Origin of the sequence: Staphylococcus coagulans, assembly GCF_002901995.1 — a bacterium.
Lineage (GTDB): Bacteria > Bacillota > Bacilli > Staphylococcales > Staphylococcaceae > Staphylococcus > Staphylococcus coagulans.
The window spans coordinates 1-17,345 of sequence record NZ_PPQN01000106.1 but is presented as its reverse complement, the minus strand read 5'-3'; the positions used below and the strand labels follow the sequence as shown (position 1 = coordinate 17,345).

General features: G+C 36.9%; 14 protein-coding genes and 1 pseudogene. 10 read left to right on the top strand and 5 right to left on the bottom strand.

What is annotated here, in order from left to right; translation table 11 throughout:
* From CD118_RS11490 to CD118_RS11480, 3 genes and pseudogenes are all read left to right on the top strand, one after another.
* On the top strand, nucleotides 1-2,127 hold a 2,127-nt coding region (locus CD118_RS11490), incomplete at its 5' end, for a hypothetical protein (protein ID WP_280949842.1).
* A pseudogene (locus CD118_RS12415) lies at nucleotides 2,103-2,177 on the top strand (hypothetical protein); the annotation flags it as partial. The gene CD118_RS11490 and the pseudogene CD118_RS12415, both read left to right, overlap by 25 nt.
* 83 nt (nucleotides 2,178-2,260) lie before the next feature.
* A complete protein-coding gene (locus CD118_RS11480) occupies nucleotides 2,261-3,907 on the top strand; it encodes a poly(glycerol-phosphate) alpha-glucosyltransferase (protein WP_103356731.1) in 1,647 nt (548 codons plus the stop codon).
* Here CD118_RS11480 and CD118_RS11475 read toward each other — a convergent pair.
* Nucleotides 3,902-4,081 carry a hypothetical protein gene (locus CD118_RS11475; protein ID WP_060829464.1) on the bottom strand — a complete coding sequence of 60 codons (180 nt, stop codon included), beginning with the start codon at nucleotides 4,079-4,081 and terminating at the stop codon, nucleotides 3,902-3,904. The genes CD118_RS11480 and CD118_RS11475 overlap by 6 nt on opposite strands.
* 79 nt (nucleotides 4,082-4,160) lie before the next feature.
* On the opposite strand from CD118_RS11475, the gene CD118_RS11470 reads away from it, so the two are divergent.
* Nucleotides 4,161-5,453: a Mur ligase family protein gene (locus CD118_RS11470; RefSeq protein WP_103356730.1), complete on the top strand. Its 1,293-nt coding sequence runs from the start codon at nucleotides 4,161-4,163 to the stop codon at nucleotides 5,451-5,453.
* A gap of 24 nt (nucleotides 5,454-5,477) precedes the next feature.
* Nucleotides 5,478-6,179, top strand: a complete 702-nt coding sequence (locus CD118_RS11465) for a hypothetical protein (RefSeq protein ID WP_103356729.1) — start codon at nucleotides 5,478-5,480, stop codon at nucleotides 6,177-6,179.
* A 66-nt stretch (nucleotides 6,180-6,245) separates the two neighbouring features.
* On the opposite strand, the gene CD118_RS11460 is transcribed toward CD118_RS11465, so the two are convergent.
* Nucleotides 6,246-7,427: a glycosyltransferase family 4 protein gene (locus tag CD118_RS11460; protein ID WP_060829466.1), complete on the bottom strand. Its 1,182-nt coding sequence runs from the start codon at nucleotides 7,425-7,427 to the stop codon at nucleotides 6,246-6,248.
* A gap of 601 nt (nucleotides 7,428-8,028) precedes the next feature.
* Between CD118_RS11460 and mqo the strand changes: the two genes are divergently transcribed.
* Entirely contained in the window at nucleotides 8,029-9,534 is a 1,506-nt protein-coding gene (gene mqo / locus CD118_RS11455) for a malate dehydrogenase (quinone) (protein WP_103356728.1), read from the top strand.
* Nucleotides 9,535-9,782: 248 nt separating this feature from the next.
* Here the strand turns inward: mqo and CD118_RS11450 are convergent, their stop codons facing one another.
* Both CD118_RS11450 and CD118_RS11445 read right to left on the bottom strand, forming a co-directional pair.
* On the bottom strand, nucleotides 9,783-11,153 hold the full coding sequence (locus CD118_RS11450; RefSeq protein WP_103356727.1) for a HAMP domain-containing sensor histidine kinase: 1,371 nt from the start codon (nucleotides 11,151-11,153) through the stop codon (nucleotides 9,783-9,785).
* Nucleotides 11,146-11,823, bottom strand: a complete 678-nt coding sequence (locus CD118_RS11445) for a response regulator transcription factor (RefSeq protein WP_050330072.1) — start codon at nucleotides 11,821-11,823, stop codon at nucleotides 11,146-11,148. Before CD118_RS11445 ends, CD118_RS11450 begins: the two co-directional genes overlap by 8 nt.
* Before the next feature lie 229 nt (nucleotides 11,824-12,052).
* Between CD118_RS11445 and CD118_RS11440 the strand changes: the two genes are divergently transcribed.
* Nucleotides 12,053-13,117, top strand: a complete 1,065-nt coding sequence (locus tag CD118_RS11440) for an ABC transporter permease (RefSeq protein ID WP_103356726.1) — start codon at nucleotides 12,053-12,055, stop codon at nucleotides 13,115-13,117.
* A complete protein-coding gene (locus CD118_RS11435; protein ID WP_103356725.1) occupies nucleotides 13,114-13,815 on the top strand; it encodes an ABC transporter ATP-binding protein in 702 nt (233 codons plus the stop codon). Before CD118_RS11440 ends, CD118_RS11435 begins: the two co-directional genes overlap by 4 nt.
* Nucleotides 13,816-13,937: 122 nt before the next feature.
* Here the strand turns inward: CD118_RS11435 and CD118_RS11430 are convergent, their stop codons facing one another.
* The gene (locus tag CD118_RS11430; protein WP_231909493.1) at nucleotides 13,938-14,582 is read right to left on the bottom strand and encodes a YdcF family protein; all 645 of its coding nucleotides are present in this window, start codon (nucleotides 14,580-14,582) and stop codon (nucleotides 13,938-13,940) included.
* A gap of 449 nt (nucleotides 14,583-15,031) precedes the next feature.
* On the opposite strand from CD118_RS11430, the gene tcaR reads away from it, so the two are divergent.
* Both tcaR and tcaA read left to right on the top strand, forming a co-directional pair.
* Nucleotides 15,032-15,496, top strand: a complete 465-nt coding sequence (gene tcaR / locus CD118_RS11425; protein WP_060829471.1) for a MarR family transcriptional regulator TcaR — start codon at nucleotides 15,032-15,034, stop codon at nucleotides 15,494-15,496.
* A 110-nt stretch (nucleotides 15,497-15,606) separates the two neighbouring features.
* Nucleotides 15,607-16,998 (top strand): membrane-associated protein TcaA, encoded by a 1,392-nt coding sequence (tcaA, locus tag CD118_RS11420; protein ID WP_060829472.1) that lies wholly within the window; start codon nucleotides 15,607-15,609, stop codon nucleotides 16,996-16,998.
* Nucleotides 16,999-17,345: the final 347 nt, after the last annotated feature.

The following is a 17,345-nucleotide window of genomic DNA, read 5'->3' as shown; positions in this document are numbered from 1 at the left end:
ATGCTGACGCAGACTCAGATGCAGATGCAGATGCGGATGCCGATTCTGACGCGGATGCGGATGCTGATGCAGATGCAGATGCCGATGCTGACGCAGACGCAGATGCCGATGCAGATGCAGATGCAGATGCCGACGCTGATGCTGACGCCGATGCAGATGCAGATGCAGATGCCGATGCTGACGCAGACGCCGATGCGGATGCTGATGCTGATGCCGATGCTGACGCAGATGCAGATGCAGATGCGGATGCCGATGCCGATGCTGACGCAGACTCAGATGCAGATGCAGATGCTGATGCCGATTCTGATGCTGATGCTGATGCGGATGCAGATGCAGATGCAGATGCCGACGCGGACTCAGATGCGGATGCCGACGCCGACGCCGATTCTGATGCGGATGCTGATGCCGACGCCGACGCTGACGCAGATTCTGATTCTGACGCAGATTCTGATTCTGACGCCGACGCTGATGCCGACGCCGACGCTGATGCCGACGCGGATGCTGACGCCGACGCTGACGCCGATGCAGATGCTGACGCGGATGCCGACGCAGACTCAGATGCCGACGCTGACGCAGATTCTGATTCTGACGCAGACGCGGATGCAGATGCCGATGCGGATGCTGACGCCGATGCAGATGCAGATGCTGATGCCGACGCTGATGCGGATGCCGACGCAGATGCTGACGCAGACGCTGATGCGGATGCCGACGCAGATGCAGATGCTGATGCCGACGCAGATGCAGATGCTGATGCAGATGCCGATGCTGACGCAGACTCAGATGCCGATGCAGATGCTGATGCTGATGCCGACGCTGATGCTGACGCCGATGCAGATGCCGATGCGGATGCAGATGCCGATGCGGATGCTGACGCTGATGCCGACGCTGATGCGGATGCGGATGCCGACGCTGATGCAGACTCAGACGCTGATGCTGATGCCGACGCCGATGCTGACGCTGATGCGGATGCCGACGCCGATGCGGATGCGGATGCGGATGCCGACGCTGATGCAGACTCAGACGCTGATGCTGATGCGGATGCCGATGCCGATGCGGATGCCGACGCTGATGCTGACGCGGATGCGGATGCTGATGCAGATGCAGATGCCGATGCTGACGCTGATGCTGATGCCGACGCCGATGCCGACGCCGATGCGGATGCTGATGCTGATGCCGACGCCGATGCTGACGCGGATGCCGACGCCGATGCGGATGCTGATGCGGATGCCGATGCCGATGCGGATGCCGACGCTGATGCTGACGCGGATGCGGATGCAGATGCAGATGCAGATGCCGATGCTGACGCAGACTCAGATGCAGATGCGGATGCCGATGCGGATGCTGACGCGGATGCGGATGCTGACGCCGATGCTGATGCCGACGCTGACGCCGATGCCGATGCCGACGCCGATGCTGATGCCGACGCCGACGCCGATGCTGACGCAGATGCCGACGCCGATGCAGATGCAGATGCCGATGCTGACGCAGACTCAGATGCCGATGCAGATGCCGATGCTGACGCAGACGCAGACTCAGATGCCGATGCAGATGCAGATGCGGATGCCGACGCTGATGCTGACGCCGATGCAGATGCAGATGCAGATGCCGATGCTGACGCTGATGCCGACGCCGATGCGGATGCTGATGCAGATGCAGATGCCGATGCTGACGCAGATGCCGACGCAGATGCCGATGCCGATGCCGACGCAGATGCCGATGCCGATGCCGATGCTGATGCCGACGCTGATGCCGACGCCGATGCGGATGCTGATGCAGATGCAGATGCTGACGCAGACTCAGATGCAGATGCCGACGCTGATGCGGATGCCGACGCCGATGCAGATGCCGATGCGGATGCAGATGCCGATGCAGACGCGGACTCAGATGCGGATGCCGACGCAGACTCAGATGCGGATGCCGACGCCGATGCCGACGCTGATGCGGATGCCGACGCCGATGCTGACGCAGACTCAGATGCAGATGCCGATTCTGATGCCGATGCTGACGCTGATGCGGATGCCGACGCTGATGCTGACGCCGACGCCGATTCTGATAAAGAAAAATTACCAGATACTGGTGAAAATAATCAGAACACTACATTATATGGAACTTTACTTGCAGGATTAGGATCTTTAGCACTATTGGGTCGTAAAAAACGCCGTAAAGATCAGCAATAGAATAATAAGACAATAGCAATCGAGGGGACTTTAAGTTCCCTCGATATATTTCTGAAATATTCTATTTTATGGAGGTATAAGTATTGAAAGAAGTAGTTGAAAGGTTAGTAAATAAAATAAATAGTGATTTTAATAACTTTGAAGAAGTGTTTATTAGTATTGGACACCCTAATATAAAGGCATATGTAAAATACATTAAAAATACAGAAGAAATAACTAAGCAGTTATTAAAGCAAATTAAGCAATATCAAAAAAAGACTTCTGCCATTCCTAAATGGATAAAAATTGATGTGGTTACTAACAAAAAAGTAATTACTTTCAATGTTTTAGAGAAAAAGTTGATTGATACAAGAAGAAATTATGTAGATTTTGGTTTTTCTTTGGATGATCAATGGGAGTTATCGTTTTTACCAGATGAAATAAACGCAAATGCTTTTGTAAGACCATCTAAGCAAGATAAAAATATATTGGAAATTGCTGAAAATAATGTGACGCATTACTTGAAAAAATTTAAAAAGTTAAATAAGAAATTTAAAGTTGATAACTATAAAAATAAAAATGTAATTGTTTTTCGAACTAAAGGCTATTTTATTGAAGAGGGACAGTTCATAGAATTGAATGAAAATAAAGAGATGAAAGGTATCAGAAAAGTCGATAACTTAAATATTGAAATAGATAAATTAATAAAGACAAGCTCTCAATATTTACAAAATGAAATATTACCTAATGGAAAGTATAGATATGGTCGCTTTCCACATTTTGATAGAGAGATAAACTATTATAATGTTTTAAGACATTCATCTTCTACCTACTCATTAATAGAAAGCCTAGTTTATTTAAATAAGGATGTAGCTATTGCGACTAAACCTTTAAATTATATTATTGACCACTGTTATTATGAAAAAAATAATGAAGGTTACATTTTTGATGACACAAATTCCATCAACGAAATTAAATTAGGTCAAAATGCCGCTTTTGTTTTTGCTATATGTGAATATTTAAAAACAAATCCAAATGATGATAAATATTTAGAGTACGCACAAAAAGTAGCTCAAGGTATTTTAGCGATGATTAATAAAAATAATATGGAAACAATTCATGTACTGAATTATCCTGATTTATCTATAAAAGAGCATTTTAGAGTGGTTTACTATGATGGAGAAGCTGCACTTGCTTTATTGAGGTTATATCAGATTGATAATAATCCGCAGTGGTTAGAAACAGTTGAAATCTTATTTGAAAAGTTTATTAATGGGAAGTATTGGAAATATCATGATCACTGGCTAGGTTACTGTACAAATGAACTTGTAAAGATTATTCCTAAAGAGAAATATTTCAAGTTTGGATTAGAGAATATAGCGCATTATTTAGATTATATTTATCACAGGGAAACTGCATTTCCTACTTTTTTAGAGTTGCTTATGGCGACTTATCATTTAGTTGAAAAAGCTAAGAAAAATGGCTGTGAATCTTTAGTAAATGATATTTTAGACGGGGAAAAATTTATGAATACTATTCACAAGAGGGCTGATTATCAAAGGACTGGCTATTTTTACCCTGAAATTGCAATGTACTTCAAAAATCCAAAATCAGTGCTAGGCAGTTTCTTCATTAAACATCATGGCTATCGAGTTAGAATTGACGATATAGAACACTATCTATCTGGATATATACAGTATCAAAAAGTTTTTAAGTCGGGCACAAATAAGGTATTGCATATAGAATTATAGGAACAATCTTACCAAGCCAATAATCGCCATGAGTAAAACAACACCTAAATAGAAAGCCCTAGCCTTACTCGTCTTCGAAGTTTTCAAATTGTTATCATCAGTATTAGTTTGACTATATTCAAGTAATTCGGCTTCAATTTGCTTGTTAATTTCATCTAATTCTTTGTTATTCATAATTTCACTCCTTATTAAAACAAATTATAAACTATTAGTTTATACAATACAAATATGTAATAAAAAGAGATAGGGCGCTATGTATACCATAAAATACATTAATAAAATTATAAATGGGAAAATTTTCGATTTAAAAGAAAATAAAAAAATAACTGATTTTGAATACCAAATGAACTATGTTAGACAATCAAACACTGCGTTCTTTAGTATAAGTAAAGAAACATGGAAAAAATGGTTAGGGAAAGAACCTCAGATTTCATCAGGATATGAACAAATCAAACAAATTACACACTTTCCGGAAGTAATCATTACAGAAACTTATTATCATGATTTGAATCAAGTAATTCCGCAAATAGTTGTTCAAGATACAATTCAAGCAATGCAATTACTAGGTAAATACTTTAGGGACCATTTTAGTAACCCTATCATCGCAATAACCGGATCAATGGGGAAAAGTTCTACAAGGTTAATGATTGGAGAGGCATTAAACAACCATACTATATTACAAAATAGAGGTAATGCTAATACAAGAATACCTACATTACTTAATCTATGCAAATTAGCAAGTAATCCAGATTTTGCTGTTTTTGAAATGTCATTAAACGCACTAAACAATAAAGGGAATTTATCATTATTAGTAAAACCTGATATTTCAATTGTTACAGGAATTGGTGAGGCACATTTAGCTACAATTAAAAATACTGAAGAGATTGCACGCTTTAAGGCGAGAATATTTGCAGGACAAAATGAAGGAGGCAAGGCAATAATAAATGAGGATACGCAACATGCCAATTTATTGGAAAGGTTAGCCAGTTATCATGTTGGTCATGTTATAACATATAGTGTTAATAAAGAAGAGGATATAGTTATTGAAGAAAATAAGGGCTTTACAAATTTTAATTTTAAACATGGTCAAGAGGCAATAAGTTTTAAAATTAATACGATAAGCCGAGGTATGATATCAAATGTTTTAGCGACTTTAAATTTGTTGAAGTTATTAGATGTTAATATAAAACAAAGTGTAAGTAGACTTTCTAGGTTTCAACCGTTTAAAAAGGTATTAGAAATCAAGGATATAAACACCCCACATCTTAATACAACATTGTTGGATGATACGCACAATGCATCCTTGCCAGCAATGATTAATGCAATAGAAGCATTTAATCATCAATGTCGCTTTTATACAGGAAATAAGATAATAGTGTTAGGAAAGATTAGTGATTTAGGAATAGAATCTGAGAACATCCATTTGCTGCTTGTAGATATTCTCCAGAATTCTCAAGCAGATTATATCTTATGTATCGATAATGAAATGAGAAAAGTAGTTAATCATGTAAAAGGTAAAAAAATTACATGGTATAATGATCCGTAGCAATTACTTTATGACTTACAATATATGATAAATGAAGATGGATTGACTCTTTTAAAGTCATCTGTTACAGGTACTGAATTACCGAGAATAGCAACACGATTATTTTATAAATTACAGAATAATCGACAAGACTTAAGGGGGGGCCAGTTTTATAATCATATTCCTTTTTCTAAATCTTTCTTTTATCTGAATGAAAATAATAGAAATATAGCTGTTAATTCTACGTCAATTTCGATTGAAGGGCTTACTCCCTTAATCTATTATATCTATAGTCAAAAGAGGGAAATTAAAAAAGATAATGTAGTATTAAATAGGTGGCCAACAAATGATGCAACTTATTTTGAAGGAAAGAAAATATCGTATCCAGCTTTAATCGAATCAATGTTAAATAAACCACACCCAAGTTTAGTTTATCAATTGGCAAAGGAATTATTTAATAATGAAAAAGAACGTCGAGAATATATCATTGAATTTATTAAAAGTCATCGTTTGTCATATTCATCATCAGTCAATGTGACTGGTAGATATAGAGAGAAAGAAAGGCAATCATTTTCAATTCAAGATTTAGAAAAATTATACAAAGCATATGATAACCTTCTATTTAAAAACACCAATCATGTAATTTTTGGTGATAAATATTTACATGGTATTATTAAAACGAAACAAGGTGTACTTCTATTTTCTATGTTTAGTTCATTAGAATCCTTAATATCTGAAATGTTATAAGCATAAAATCTTTTATATAAAACAAAGCCATTCAAAGATTAAACAAATATCTTTGAATGGCTTTTATTATGAGTTTATATTATGCGACTGAACGACGGTATCTATAGTATCTATAAATTGTTGATATATGGCTTCTGGTTGGTAGTTGTCAACAGTTTTATAACCATTTTGTATAATCGGTTTAAGGTATTTAGAGCTATCATATTCCATGATTTCTAATATTTGCATTGCCAATTGTGAAGGTTGGTGGTGTGGAACCAAAAACCCATTTCGACCGTGATTTATGATTGATTCGGGTCCGGTGTTGCCATCAAAACTAATCACGATACTCCCCTGATTCATCGCTTCCAAAATGGTCATGCCAAACCCTTCGTTGCGCGATGGTATGCAAGTGATCTTACTTTCAGCAATATAGGTACTTAAGTGTTGCGTTGTTGGACGTAAAAAGATTAAATCTTGTATACGTAAAAAATTGATTTGTTGTTGTAAGGCTTCTTTTTCACTACCATCACCAAAAATTGAAACGGTGTAACCAAAGTCTCTTAAGTCATCTTGAATTTCAAAAATGGCTTGTATTAATAGATCGAATCCTTTTTCATATTCAAATCGACCTGCGGCAATAATTTGTCGCTTTTTCATAATATGATGGCGCTTTTCATCAATCATATTAGTAACGACAAAAATTGGAATATCCAAGTATTCAGCATAGCGTTTTTTATCTTGAACCGTTAAAGTTGTCACTGCGCTGAGTTGTGGATAATAGGTCAGAATTTCATCTTTTAATTCAGGAGAATGGGCATCTAAGTTCATATGTTCCATTCCTATGGTGACTTGGTGAGGATTACCAAATCGAGCAATTAATATGTTATGGCTTGCACGCGTGCCGACAAAAATATCTGAATGATCATTTTGAATGGCATGGATGATCTTTTTCTCAATATAACTTGAATATTGACGATAACCGGGCTCGTATTTGGATAAATATTTTGGTTTTAATAACGGTGTGAATTTACGAATTCGGTTGGCAGCGAGTGGCATCAAGTGACGTATTCTGAGTTGATAATGGATGAGAGGCTTGACGATGACACGTGAGTCAAGATCGAAATAGGGTTTATCTTTAGATTTGAAAATAGAAATAATTGTCACTTGGTGTCCTTGACGAACGAGTTGATTCGCGAGGTTTGTAATTGTTTTTACTGTACCGCCAACTGCATAAATGTTATGCATTAAAAAAGTGATAGACTTCATGTCGCATCCCTCAATTGCTAGCTTTTTATATATTATATCATTCTTAAAATCATTAGTGTTAGAGAAGTGATAATTTTATTCGGAATATTTGAAAATTTATATATACATAAAAATGTTAATTTGTTTGAAACTAAAAATAGTAGTATTAAAAATTCACAATTTTAATCGCTAACGCTTTTTTCTTCTATGATTAAGGTATATAATTGAAGTAATAATCATCATGATGGGTGTACTTTTAGGCACATTTATCAAACAATTTTGAAAGATTGATGATGATTCATTTGAGTCAATGTGAGTTTGAGGATGACGCTGTCACCAAGTTACATCAATTTTTACATATTTCGCGGTGAGATGTCGCAATCCATTTGATTACGCACTCACGCTTAACAAAGGGCAAAGCTGGGAATATGAACGATCGCACACTTAAGTGTGGTCGTTAGTTGATACGTAGTCAGTGACGCACTTCAATTGCTGCTTAAACTAAAGTAGTTAGAAGTTGAGCGCACCTCACGGGATAGGATGTGGCAATGGAGCCTGGGTTAAAATTGTCTATCCCACATGCAAACAAATGATTTAAAACGAAAAGGGGGACTGGATTGTTATGAACAATTTACATAACAAGACAGATGTCGTACTTATCGGCGGCGGAATTATGAGTGCAACTTTAGGCACATTACTAAAAGAGTTAGAACCAGATTGGGATATTAATGTTTTTGAACGCTTAGATGAATGTGCGCAAGAAAGTTCAAATGTATGGAATAATGCGGGGACAGGTCATTCTGCATTATGCGAATTAAACTATACAAGCGAAAAAGAAGACGGCACGATGGATATTTCTAAAGCGATTAAAATTAACGAGCAATTTCAAGTGTCTAAACAATTTTGGTCATATCTCGTTAAAAAAGGGCAATTACAAAATCCTGAAGCATTTATTCGTACAGTACCTCATATGAGTTTTGTAACTGGGGAAGAAAATGTAAGATTTTTAGAAGCGCGTGTAAAAGCGCTCCGTGAAAATGTACTGTTCCAAGGGATGTCTCTAGCAGATGATTTTGAAACGTTAAAAGAATGGGTGCCTTTAATGATGGAAGGCCGTGAAGATAAAACGACACCGATTGCGGCAACGCGAGATGAATCGGGTACAGATGTCAATTTTGGGGCATTAACACGTAAGTTATTGTCACAAATTAAAGCCAAAGGGGGCGCACTGTATTACGAACATGAGGTGTTAAACTTAAAGCAACATAAAGATGGGACTTGGACTGTGAAGATTAAAGATTTAAAAGAAAATCGTGTTTTTACAGTGTCATCTAAATTTGTTTTCATTGGTGCAGGGGGCGCAAGTTTACCGTTATTACAAAAAACTGGTATCCCTGAATCCAAACATATCGGAGGCTTTCCGGTAAGTGGGCTGTTTTTAGTATGCAAAAATCCAGAAGTTGTGCAAAAACATAAAGCCAAAGTTTATGGTAAGGCTGAAGTAGGTGCACCGCCTATGTCGGTTCCACACTTGGATACACGTTTTATTGATGGTGAACGCGCATTATTATTTGGTCCTTTTGCAGGTTTTTCACCTAAATTTTTGAAAACAGGTTCATATTTTGATCTCATTAAATCAGTGAAGCCTAATAATGTCACAACCATGTTAGCAGCGGGTGCGAAAGAAATGGGATTAACGAAGTATCTGATCCAACAGCTGTTACTTTCAAATGATCAAAGAATGGCGGATTTAAAAGCCTTTGTACCAACCGCACAAAATGAAGACTGGGAAGTAGTTGTAGCTGGTCAACGTGTTCAAGTGATTAAGGATACTAAAGAAAAAGGTAAAGGTACGCTTCAATTTGGTACGGAAGTGATCACTTCTAAAGATGGTACACTTGCTGCACTTTTAGGCGCATCACCTGGTGCTTCTACAGCAGTTGCTGTTATGCTCGACATTTTACAACGTGCATTTCCAAGTCAATTCAAAGAATGGGATCCACGTGTAAAAGAAATGGTACCTTCATTCGGTAAGCGTCTTACAGATGAAATCGAACTTTTCAAATCTTTGAATCATGAAATTTCAAAACAATTAAAATTAGATGAGTCTGGTACATTATTAAGTTGATAGTGACTTATCTTTAAATACAGAAGTTATAAAGGCGTAAGCAAAGCCTAATAAATGGGACAAAACTTTTGATTTTCAAGTTTTGTCCCATTTTTTAAAGACATAATGAAGTTGAACCTCATTTGTAAAATAACAGGCTAGGGAAACGCAGGGTAGCTGAGGTGATTACTTTCTTATAGAAATGAAAGTCTTTTCTAAATTCAGATTGTTACCCCTTTTTGTGTTCTGCTAAAGGCTTTAGAAACTTTTTAAGAATGGCGTGGCAATATGATTGTGAATGTCGTGCCGTTACCCAGTTGACTGTCAACGTTAATTTCTCCATGATGGCGTTCTATAATAGTTTTTGTAATTGCTAGGCCTAATCCATTGCTATCAGCATATGATGATTTTTTATAAAAACGCTCAAAGATGTGATTTTGGACTGTTTCAGACATACCAGAGCCATCGTCTGTGACCATAAAGTAAATATTATTATCATTTGCTGTGAGTTGGATTTCGATTGTTCCATAAGTATCTGTATATTTAATCGCATTACGTATGATATTTTCAAATGCCTGGGTCAGCAAACGTTGGTTCCCTTTAATTGTAACTTCCGTTAAATCATATATTAAGACTTGATTCTTTTGATCAATCGCATAGTTTTCGTTTTTTAAGATAGCCAATACACATTGATGTACTCTGATGTCATCATCAAATTGAAGATGTACATCATTGTCCAGTTCAGATAACAATAGAAGCTGACGGGTCAATTGACTTAAGCGATGGGTTTCATCATAAATTTTAGCGATATAGTCCGATTGTTTAGGCGTTGTTTTTTCTTGTTGTAATTGTGTTAATAAATGATGAATATGTGTTAAAGGCGTTTTAATCTCATGGGAAACGTTTTGTACGAAGTGTTGGCGCATATCATCGAGTTGTTTTAATTCAAGGCGCATCGTATCAAAATGTTGTTGTAATGTCCCTAATTCATCACGACGTGTAATCGCAATTGGTGTTGTAAAATCACCAGACATCATACGTTCTGTTGCGTTTCTAAGTTGCTTGACAGGCTTCACTAAAGCATAAGTGGACCAAATAACAAGTAAAATAGATATGACAACGAGTAATACGAGTAAAACGAGCAGAAAAATTCTAAATTCTGCAAAGGTATGACCGATATCAGGCCGGATAAATACGGCATAACGACCGTGATCAGTTTTAAATTGAGTGCCGACTGTATTACGTGTTTCATTATCAAAAAAGCCTGTAATAAAAGGGTGAAAAGGTCTTTGTGCGATACCGTGATAGTCATGACCGGATAAGACGCGTGAAATCGTTGCGCGATTCAAATTATCTTTCCTAAAGGGTTCTCCGAAAGCTCGAACTTCACCCTGCGCATTGTATGCAACCACTTGATAATTAAGATCTCCTAATAATGTTAAATAGCGTTTTAAATCTTGTTCTTGCTGCGCTTCTTTATATACGTGTGCACGTTTTAAAGTAGCCATTATTTTCGCATCGTTTTTGTCTTTTAGTTCAAAATGATAATAAATATTAGAAATTTCAAAACTTAAAAGGGCGCTAATAATCATAACAGTCAGGGTATAAATAGCAAAGCGAGAATAAAGTGATTTAAGCATTTTCCATCACCTTATAGCCGATACCACGAACGGTTTCGATATGGATGTTTGCTCCGAGCTTGGCCAATCGCGTGCGCAAGCGTTTAATGTGGACATCCACAGTTCTTTCATCCCCTTCATAATCCAAGCCCCATATTTTTTCAATAAGTGATTCACGTTCAAAAACTTGTCTAGGGTAAGCGACTAATAAACTAAGTAAGGCAAACTCTTTATTAGGTAATATCATGCCTTTAGACCCCACTTTTACTTCTAATTGACTTTGATCTATCGTTAAATTTCCCAATGTCAGTTGTGTGGCTGTTTCGACTTGATATCGTCTTAATACAGCTTTAATTCTAAAAACAAGTTCAGCTACTTCGAACGGTTTTGTGACATAATCATCTGTCCCAGCTAAAAAGGCGCGTTCCTTATCGTTTAGGGCATCTCGGGCTGTTAACATAATAACGGGATATTCATAGTCATATTTTAAAGTTTGGCATAGCTCAAAACCGTCCATACCGTCCATCATAATATCTACAATTGCAATATCAATTGTGTGCTTTTCAAGGTAACTCAGTGCTGCTTCTCCACTTTTTAATGAAACGGCATGATAGCCTTCATGTTGGAGGCGTGTTTCGACATAGTTTAGTATTTCAGGGTCATCGTCTATGATTAAACACGTGACTGGCATGCTTCCACAACCTTTCTTTTATAAATGAGAGCGACGTTTCATAATTTGTTATCTATTGTATCATGTCTATTTTGAAACTGGGTAACCAAAGGAGATTGTTGCACAACGATCCCTAAGCGTCTTTCACGAAAATATTTAATAAAAATGGTGAAACCGTCTATTGTTCATATTCAGTTCATATTTCCGAAGTAAACTGTGAGAGAAATGAGAAAGAAAGGGAGTCGTGTTCATGTCTATTGCATTAAATGAACTGAAGTTTCATAAATTTAAATATTTGTTAATTACGTTTATTGTGATTTTACTCGCAAGTATGGTGCTCTTTATTACAGGATTAGCACAGGGCTTAGCAAGAGAAAACATTTCGCTTATTGATTCCTTTAAATCAGAACAATTTGTGATTCAAAAAGGTGTGGATCAACAACTTGAAAAATCGAATTTGTCAGATTCAGAGCAGCAAGCCGTTGAAAAATTCGTTACGCAGTCTCCTTTAAAATTAACCATGGCAACTGGAAAATTTAAAGGGGATACGATGGATATGTTATTTGCAACAATGCCGAAACAAGAATTACCTTCATTAAAAGCAGGCCAACTCCCACAACATGATGGGGAAGTCACTGTAAATAGTAAACTCGAAGGAGAAGGTTTACACATCGGTGGTGTCATTCATATTAAAGGGAATGATACAAAATTGAAAGTTGTCGGCTTCTTCGATGATGCGATGCATGCACATACGAACGTGGCATTAGTCAATGAAGGCGGTCTTAAGAAAGTTGCCGATCATCAAAGCGCGACTGCTTTATACTTTTTGAACCATGTGAGTAAAAAAGATATTGACCATCTTAAACAGATAAAAGGTGTAGAAATCGTAAATAAAGGCGATTTAACGGGTGCAATTCCAAGTTATCAAGCAGAACAAGCACCACTGAATATGATGATTGTCAGCTTATTTGTGATTACTGCCATTGTATTGACTGCATTTTTCTATGTGATGACGATTCAAAAAACGGCAGAAATCGGGATTTTGAAGGCAATCGGAATGAAGACAAGTCACTTATTATGGTCATTATTATTCCAAATTCTGTTTATTACAATCATTGGTGTCTTGATTGCATTGGGTGTCATTGCAGGTCTTTCCGCAGCATTGCCTGTTACAATGCCATTTCATATTAGTATGATGAACATGGTGCTAGTTGTGATTGTCTTTATCGTGGTCGCTGTTATTGGGGCACTGTTATCGTTGATTCGTGTCTTTAAAATAGACCCTATTGAAGCAATCGGAGGTGGAAATCAATGAGTTTAATTGTCAAAGATTTAGTCAAAACGTTTGGTAAGGGAGAAGCAGAAACCAAGGTCTTGAACAATATTAATTTTAAAGTCAATCCCGGTGAATTTGTCATTTTAAATGGTGCATCTGGATCAGGTAAATCAACATTATTATCTATTATTGGCGGGCTGCTTTCTCCTACAGAAGGTCAAGTTTTATTAAATGGAGAAGCGTTCAATCATTTAAATCAAAGTGAATTAACTGAAAAAAGATTAAAAGATATTGGCTTTATTTTTCAAGCTGCACATCTTGTTCCTTATTTAAAAGTCAGTGCGCAATTAGAATTGGTAGGAAAAGAAGCAGGAATGAGTAAAAAGGCGGCTCGTGAACGTGCGGTTGCGCTATTAAAACGTATCGGCTTGGCACATCGACTTGATGCGTATCCACATATGCTTTCTGGTGGGGAAAAGCAACGTGTTGCGATTATGCGTGCTTGGATGAATCAACCACAATTGTTGTTAGCGGATGAGCCTACCGCAAGCTTAGATGCGAAGCGCGCAACGGAAGTGGTAGAAATGATTAAAAATCAAGTGAAAGAAGAAGGTGCAATCGGTATTATGGTGACACATGATGAGCGATTATTCGATTATGCTGATCGCATGATTTACCTAAAAGATGGTCAATTATCTGATAAAACTTACGCGACAAAAATAGCAGTACAATCATGAACTTGACATTGTTTTCAATCATATAAAAAGAAAGACTCGATTTTTGAAAATGTGTAGAAGCACACGTAAAAGTCGAGTCTTTTTATTGTGATGAAGCTGGCAAACAAATGGAACATGCACGTTTACATTAATAGCCAATAGATACCGATAAGAACTTGTGCGATACCAAAAATCCACCAAGTAAAAGGATATTTGAAAAGCAAACCACTATAATCGTGAAGTAAAGAAATGCCGAGGCGTGGTGTAGGTGCACCCAAACCAGTCGCTTGAATCCCTTCGCGTTGCGCAATACGAAGTGCACGCATAATATGAAAATCGCTTGTGACGATGACTAATTTATTGATGTTTGATGCATCTAAGTAGGCTTTAGAAAATAAAATATTCTCTTGTGTATTTGTCGAAGCGTCTTCTAAAACGATATGTTTTGGTGAAATACCATGTTGTATTAAATAGCGTTGCATAGCTAATGCTTCTGGTATCGGTTCATCGGGACCTTGTCCACCACTCACAATGAATTTGAATTGAGTTGAACTGCGCGGTATCAAAGTCATGGCAGCATCTAAGCGTGATTTTAATAAAGGTGTCACACGCTCTGTAAAAATACCTGCACCTAAAATGAGAATCGTTGGGTTTTGATACACTGATCGTGTTTGCTTAAATTGATAAGTCATCAAAAGGTAACATTGCCATGATGCGACAAACACAATCGTCAAGTTAATCAGTAAATCAAAAGGTAGTGTTAAAATACTTGGAATTACGGCTTTCACGAAAAAGCAGCCCAAAATTAAACTGATCAACATGCAATGATATAATAAAACGTACTTTATTGTGTAGTTGCGTTTAATCAAAAAACGAAAAGGCAGTGTCCCAATTGCACATAAACCTAACCCTAAAAGTATGCACATCATAAGAAGCCGATTCTCGCCTAAAATAAAGGTATTGCTAACGATGAGCATATTGATTAGCATTAAAATATAAAACAATGAAATATTTAATATACGATGTGGCTTTATCTTTATAAATATTAAGATTATAATGTAGCTTGTTAATAAAAAATAAGTGAGTATATTCATTTAAATAAGTGTGTCCTTTAATTGTCATTTACAATCATCATACTAAATTCTCCAAGAAAATGATAAAAAAGACCGTTTCATTATAAAATAATTGTTGTTACGATAGTAAAGATCGTCGAATGTTGTGAAGGTGGTGATGAACGATGGCTGATTCTAAAACAATGAGTCAACATGTAACGTTTATGGGTGAGTTTATGACGAATATGAATGCGTTAACGACAGCGTTATTAAAAGATTTGCGTTCGAAATATGGGGTTTCTAACGAACAATCAAGTGTCCTTTTAATGCTATCAAGTCATAAATCATTAACTTTAACGGAAATTACTTTAAAGCAAGGTGTCAATAAAGCAGCTGTCAGCAGGCGGATAAAGAAACTCGTGGATCTGGGGCTGGTTCAGTGGATGACATTGAATCATGAATACGATAAACGATTAAAATATGTGGCACTTACAGAAGAAGGGGCAAATTATGTACGTGCATCGCGTGATTTGATAGCAAATCTTGCCAATAAAATGTTATCAGATATTCCGCTTAATCAAATTGAAGCTACGAGGGAAATGCTCGAAAAAATAGATGAACGTATCAAATCTCAGCTTAGTCGTTTATAATTGAGTCGAATAGATTGTTTTTATCCAATGATCCCGACTTAATGGGGCAGTCTAATAGTTTTGATAAAAGCATCGTTAAAATTTTAATTAGAAGAAATAGAGGTGAAAATATGAGCTGGTGTCCAGTTTGTGAAGAAGAAACGATAGATCAGAAAAATATATGTCGACATTGTGGCAGTCAAGTTTCTTATTCGAAAGAACCTACGCCATCATTGAGTCGACAAACTAAAGGAAACTCAACACCTCCTCATAAAAATCGTCTCCCATTAAAGACGGTCATACCTATTGCTATCGTTACGTTTATTCTAATTTTGTTAATGATTTTGTTTTTATTATTAAGAAATTTCAATTCTCCTGAAGCGCAAGCAAAAATATTAATTAATGCTGTGAATAACGATGACGTCGCAAAAGTATCGAATATTCTTAGTTCAAAGGACAACAAAGTAGGACGAAAAGAAGCGGCAACTTACATCAAATATATTAAAGATGAAATAGGAATGAAAAAATTTGAAAAAGATGTTTTTCACACAGTGGATAGTTTAAATCATGAGACAGCCGTCGCTTCTTATATTAAAACGAAAAAAGGCCAAGATGTTTTACGAATTAGTAAAAATGGGCGACGCTATCTCATTTTTGATAATATCGGATTTAAAGCACCTACGAAACAAGCCGTCATCAAATCAAATGAAAAAGCAACTTTTGAATTTGAATCAGACGGTTTGAAGAAGAAAATCATTACAGAAAAAGGCCAATCCGTCGCTTTAGGTAATTACATCCCTGGGCGGTACGCGGTTGATGCTGTTAAGACGACAGACCGAGGGACATATGAAGGACAACTGAAGTTTGATTTTGATCAAAGTAACAACGAGACGATACCTGTAACAGAGGATTTTGAAGAAGCGAAAATAAAAGTGAAACTTAAAAATACAGAAGGCTTGAACAAAAAAGACTTAATGATTGTCATTAATGGTGAAAAAATTAAGCCAAGTTCAGATGAAACGTATAAATCTTTCCCACTTAACAAAGATATAGTCATCTACGCGGAAGGGCAGTCCTATGATCAGAAGTTTAAATCAAATGAAAAAGTAATCAAAAAGAGTGATATACAGTCTGAAAATGAAGTGGAATTGTCCTTTGATAAGGATGAAATTAAAAAGTTTAATGCATCCAAACAAAAGAATACTTTTGATAAAGTAAGTGAGTTTATTAAAAAATACACAGGTGCGCTTAATAAAGCCTATGAAAAATCAGATTTTGCTGAGATTTCAAGTTATCTATTAAAAGATACATCTAATTATGAAGTCATGAAAGCGAAAATTAATGGGCGTGCAAGATATCATTTTACAAATCCCAAAGTGACGAATGTGAGTAAAAATAATGATTTTTATTCAGTGTTAGTTGAAAAAGAAAATGAGCAAGGTCAAATCATTCAATCTCATTATTTAATTGATGGTGATTCCGATGGAGAACATCTAAAAATCGTCAATTATGAAGATTATTAAAAAATAAGCCATAAGTAAAGCGATAGATAGATTGCGTCTGATGAATAGTGTATTGTGCATTTGTATGATAATAGGTCACGCTGCTTTGCTCAAAAAGACAGGATCGTGAAACCAAAATTAATTTTTTGGATTCCTATCCTGTCTTTTTTGTTTTCAGTTATTCAGAAAAGGTGACAATTTGAAGCGAACTACATTCATATTAAACCATCTCATTAGCCCAGTATTTGTGTATTCGATCGTCACTTGAACGAATTCTTTTCTAATTAAAGCTTTGTTCATCTCTTTTTATTTATTTAAATATGATACTTATATAAAAGATGTAGTAAAACAATATACATTTAATAATT

What these genes read in the sequence shown, in the direction of transcription:
- mqo (WP_103356728.1), top strand. Translation starts at nt 8,029, where the DNA reads ATGAACAATTTACATAACAAGACAGATGTCGTACTTATCGGCGGCGGA.
- CD118_RS11475 (WP_060829464.1), bottom strand. Translation starts at nt 4,081, where the DNA reads ATGAATAACAAAGAATTAGATGAAATTAACAAGCAAATTGAAGCCGAA.
- CD118_RS11435 (WP_103356725.1), top strand. Translation starts at nt 13,114, where the DNA reads ATGAGTTTAATTGTCAAAGATTTAGTCAAAACGTTTGGTAAGGGAGAA.
- CD118_RS11440 (WP_103356726.1), top strand. Translation starts at nt 12,053, where the DNA reads ATGTCTATTGCATTAAATGAACTGAAGTTTCATAAATTTAAATATTTG.
- tcaA (WP_060829472.1), top strand. Translation starts at nt 15,607, where the DNA reads ATGAGCTGGTGTCCAGTTTGTGAAGAAGAAACGATAGATCAGAAAAAT.
- CD118_RS11460 (WP_060829466.1), bottom strand. Translation starts at nt 7,427, where the DNA reads ATGAAGTCTATCACTTTTTTAATGCATAACATTTATGCAGTTGGCGGT.
- tcaR (WP_060829471.1), top strand. Translation starts at nt 15,032, where the DNA reads ATGGCTGATTCTAAAACAATGAGTCAACATGTAACGTTTATGGGTGAG.
- CD118_RS11470 (WP_103356730.1), top strand. Translation starts at nt 4,161, where the DNA reads ATGTATACCATAAAATACATTAATAAAATTATAAATGGGAAAATTTTC.
- CD118_RS11465 (WP_103356729.1), top strand. Translation starts at nt 5,478, where the DNA reads ATGATAAATGAAGATGGATTGACTCTTTTAAAGTCATCTGTTACAGGT.
- CD118_RS11445 (WP_050330072.1), bottom strand. Translation starts at nt 11,823, where the DNA reads ATGCCAGTCACGTGTTTAATCATAGACGATGACCCTGAAATACTAAAC.
- CD118_RS11450 (WP_103356727.1), bottom strand. Translation starts at nt 11,153, where the DNA reads ATGCTTAAATCACTTTATTCTCGCTTTGCTATTTATACCCTGACTGTT.